We start from the raw sequence: 3,843 nt of genomic DNA, 5'->3' as shown, positions 1-3,843 counted from the left end.
CCCCCCCCCCCCCCCCCCCCCCCCCCCCCCCCCCCCCCCCCCCCCCCCCCCCCCCCCCCCCCCCCCCCCCCCCCCCCCCCCCCCCCCCCCCCCCCACACCGGGCATGGCGCTGCACAGGACGAAAGACGAGGTTCTGTCCGGCGGCCGTCAACCGGCCGCCGAGTGCCCGACGCGCCCCCGACGTCACCCCGGCCCGCTGACAGGCAGGCGGCCGGCTGGAGGCGGTCGTGGGCGGCGGGACCTGCGGTGACAGGCGAGTTGATAATGGGCTGACGAACCGTCCGGCGTCTGCGACGATCAGCCCCGTGGCCCTGCGAATCGACCGTGTTCTCGCCGACCGCCCGTTCGCCGAGGTCGGCACGCCGCGGGTGGCGGTGGTGGACGAGCGGCGCGGCCTGCTCGCGGTGGCCGGCTACGTTCGGCACGGTCGGCCCGCGCCCATGGCTGTGTACCGCACCTCCGATCTGACGTGCGTCGCGGTGCTGCGCTCGCGGTTTCCCGTCAACGCGCTGGCGTTCCATCCGGAGCTGTCGCTGCTCGCGGTCGGCACCGGCCAGTACGACGGGGGGCTTCTCAACAGGGGTGAACTCCTGTTGCTGGACTTCGAATCCGGGCCGGCCGTGTCGGCGTTCCACGATCCGAAGGGGCGCACCGTGCGCGAGGTGGAGTGGTTGGACGGGCAGTCGCTGCGCCTGTACCTGGAGCCGGTCATGAAGGATTCGCGGGTACCGCAGGTGGAGCACCTGGTGGACCTCCACCGGACCGATTGGCGCGCCTTGGAGCCGCGTTCGGTGCGCGGTGCGGAACTGGGCAACTCGAGGACCCGCCCGCTGGCGGCGCACCGGCCACCGGACCCGGCGGCGGTGCTCGATCGGTACGGCCCCGGGCGCGACCTCAGGAGCCTGGTCCATGAGGTCGAACTGCTGGACGACGGGCGGCTGTTGGCCTCCTTGGACGGCGTGTTGCTGGAGTGCCGGCTGCCGTCCGGCGAGCTGTCCTGGTCGGTCCCGGTGATCGCCTGCGGCGGCATGCAGCTCGCGGTGGCGCCCGACCAGCGGTCGGCGTGGGTGCATGCCGGTCCGTGGCAGGTGTCGGGTGTTCCCGACTCGGTCAGCCGAATCGACCTGTCGAACGGCACCCGGACCGCCCGGGTGCGGCTGTCCGCCCCGGCCGGCCTGCACCTCGGCCCCGACGGGCTCCCGGTCCTCGTTCCGCGTGGCGGCCTCCGGGTCCGGCGCGGCGGTGGGACGCTCACCACCACGGTCCGCGCACCTGAGGGCCCCGGCCGGGAGAGCGAGCGGTGGGTGGGCGCGACGGCCCCTGTCCCGCTGCCCGGCGCGGAGGAACCGTTCGTCCCGGGGTCACCTCCGGTCGGTGAACCGGGGGCGTTGCTCGAGCCGGTCTGGGCCCCGCCGCACCCGCTGTTCCCGCTCGCCCTCGCACCCGGCGAGGACCACGACGGCGGCCCGGGCGTGGAACTCCCCGGCGGCGATCTGCTGCAGGCCGGCGCGCGGTGGCGCCGGGAAGGACGCCGTCCCGGCGACTGCTACGTGGCGCGCCGCGACCCGGCCGACGGTGCCACGCGCTGGGCGTTCCGCACCGATCGACCGGCCGTCGTCCTCGACACCGACCACACGGCCGCGTACGCCGGCTACGAGAACGGCGATCTGCTGGCGCTCTCGCTGGCCGACGGCACCCTGCGCGAGTGGGGCCGCCTCACCCTGCGCGGGGCCCCGCTGGTGCCGACAGCCCTCACCGTCACCGGGCCCGGCCGGTTGCTGGTCGGCACCGAGTGTGGCCGCCTGCTCGACTGCGCCCTCGCCTGACGCACGCCGACCTGTACTTCGGTCCCCGGCCCGGCGGGCGCGGATATCAGGCTGTCGGGGCGAGGAGGGTGTGCAGGGAGCGGTTGTGGTGGCGGAGCCAGGCGCGGTAGGCGGGGTTGATGCTGGCCAGGTCGAGGTAGGCGTGGCAGAGGTCGATCCAGAGGCCGTCGAGCGCGGGGCCGCCGACGGTGTCGGGGCGCCAGGTGAGGAGGAGACGGACGGCGAGGGGGTCGCCGTGGACGGGGCGCAGGACGGTGCCGGGTCCGGGCGGTGAGGTGGGCTGGCAGGGGCGGACGGCTTCGCCGGAGGCGACGAGTTCGGCGGCGGTGGCGTTGTCGCGGACCTGGACGACGCGCGGGTCGAGTCCGGCCTCGGCGAAGACCCGGCGCAGGGCGGCGTATTCGTGGTCGGCGGTCGGGTCGACCATCCAGGTGTCGTGGGCGAGGTCGGCGAGGGTGACGACCGGCCGGCCGGCGGCGGGGTGGGTCTCGGCGAGGGCGACGAACTGGGGCTCGCGGGCGACCAGCACCCGCTGCTCGGTGCCAGGCGGCACCTGTAGCGGAAAGCCCTCGCTCTCGTGGACGAAGGCGATGTCCAGCTGTTCCACGGCGACCAGGTGGATCAGGGCGATCGCCGAGATGTCGATGTGGATGGTGGTGTCGGTCTCGGGGAGCCGGTCGTGGATGCGGCGCAGCCAGGCGGCGACCGCGCGGCTGCCGACGCTGCCGATCCGCAGTCGGCGGCGGCCCGGTCCGGCGGCTTCGGCGCGGGCGGCGGCGACCAGGGCGTCCATCCCGGTGATCACGGGTCGGGCGCGGGAGAGCACCGAGTGGCCGAGGGCGGTGGGGCGGCTGCCGGTCTGTTCGCGGGTGAACAGCCGTCCGCCGATGGCCCGTTCGATGCGGTGCAGTTGGGTGGTCAGCGACGGCTGGGCCATGCCGAGTCGACGGGCGGCCTTTCGGACGCTGCCGGTGTCCGCGATCGCGCACAGCACCCGCAGGTGTCGGACGTCGAGCTCCATCACGGGAGCATAGCCAGGCGTCCACAGCCTGCCAAGAGCATGTCAAGCTCCGCTCATGGAGCGTCAAATCAAGGGCCCCGCAAGGGTATTGCCCCCGCCTATCGCCGGTTGCCATCTCCGCGCCCCGCCCGCCCTGCCCCAAGCTCGGTGCAACAACTCGTCACCGCGTCCCGGGCACGGCCCTCCCCACGGCCCCGGGACCCGCGAAATGGAGTCCCCACATGAACCGCTCCATGACCGTGCTCGCCGCCGCCCTCGGACTGGTCCTCGCGGCCGGCACCGCCGCCGTGCCCGCCGCCGCGGCCACCACCACCCAGGGCTACACCCCGTCCGCGGGCATCGCCGCCAAGTCCTCCGAGGACGCCAACAACAAGGCGTTCTACGAGGCAGTGATGAAGTCGGCCCGGGCCAAGCAGGCCGCCAACCCCTACCTGATGGCCGTCACCGTCACCTACGACGCCAGCTCGGCCCCGACCTTCCGCACCGTCATATCCCAGGCCGCGCAGATCTGGAACTCCTCGGTCAGCAACGTCCAGCTCCGCTCCGGCACCAACGCCGACTTCCGCTACTACGAGGGCAACGACTCCCGCGGCTCCTACGCCTCCACCGACGGCCACGGCAGCGGCTACATCTTCCTCGACTACGCGCAGAACCGGCAGTACAGCTCGGTGCGCGTCACCGCCCACGAGACCGGCCACGTGCTCGGCCTGCCCGACCACTACTCCGGCCCGTGCAGCGAGCTGATGTCCGGCGGCGGCCCCGGCACCTCGTGCACCAACCCGTACCCGAACGCCACCGAGCGCAGCCGCGTCAACAGCCTCTGGCAGTACGGCCTCGCCGCGGCCGGCTGACCCCGCCCGTCCGCGACGCACACGCCGCGGGGGGGGGGGGGGGCGCCCCCCCCCGGGGGGGGGCGGGGCGGGGGGGGGGGGGGGGGGCGGGGGGGGGGGGGGGGGGGGCCGCGGGGGGGGGGGGGGGGGGGGGGGGGGGGCGGG

At 75.0% G+C, this 3,843-nt stretch carries 3 protein-coding genes; 2 read left to right on the top strand and 1 reads right to left on the bottom strand.

Features of this window, described 5'->3' with window-relative positions; translation table 11 throughout:
* The first annotated feature begins 306 nt into the window (after nt 1-306).
* A complete protein-coding gene (locus ACGFWJ_RS36145) occupies nt 307-1,827 on the top strand; it encodes a hypothetical protein (protein WP_392956991.1) in 1,521 nt (506 codons plus the stop codon).
* Nucleotides 1,828-1,873: 46 nt separating this feature from the next.
* On the opposite strand, the gene ACGFWJ_RS36140 is transcribed toward ACGFWJ_RS36145, so the two are convergent.
* Complete coding sequence (locus tag ACGFWJ_RS36140) at nt 1,874-2,848, bottom strand: LysR family transcriptional regulator (RefSeq protein ID WP_387642625.1); 975 nt, start codon at nt 2,846-2,848, stop codon at nt 1,874-1,876.
* Nucleotides 2,849-3,069: 221 nt separating this feature from the next.
* On the opposite strand from ACGFWJ_RS36140, the gene snpA reads away from it, so the two are divergent.
* Entirely contained in the window at nt 3,070-3,699 is a 630-nt protein-coding gene (gene snpA, locus ACGFWJ_RS36135) for a snapalysin (RefSeq protein WP_392956989.1), read from the top strand.
* Nucleotides 3,700-3,843 lie beyond the last annotated feature (144 nt).

The sequence above is a fragment of the Kitasatospora sp. NPDC048407 genome (assembly GCF_043200475.1).
GTDB lineage: Bacteria > Actinomycetota > Actinomycetes > Streptomycetales > Streptomycetaceae > Kitasatospora.
This window is presented reverse-complemented; position numbering and strand designations above follow the sequence as displayed.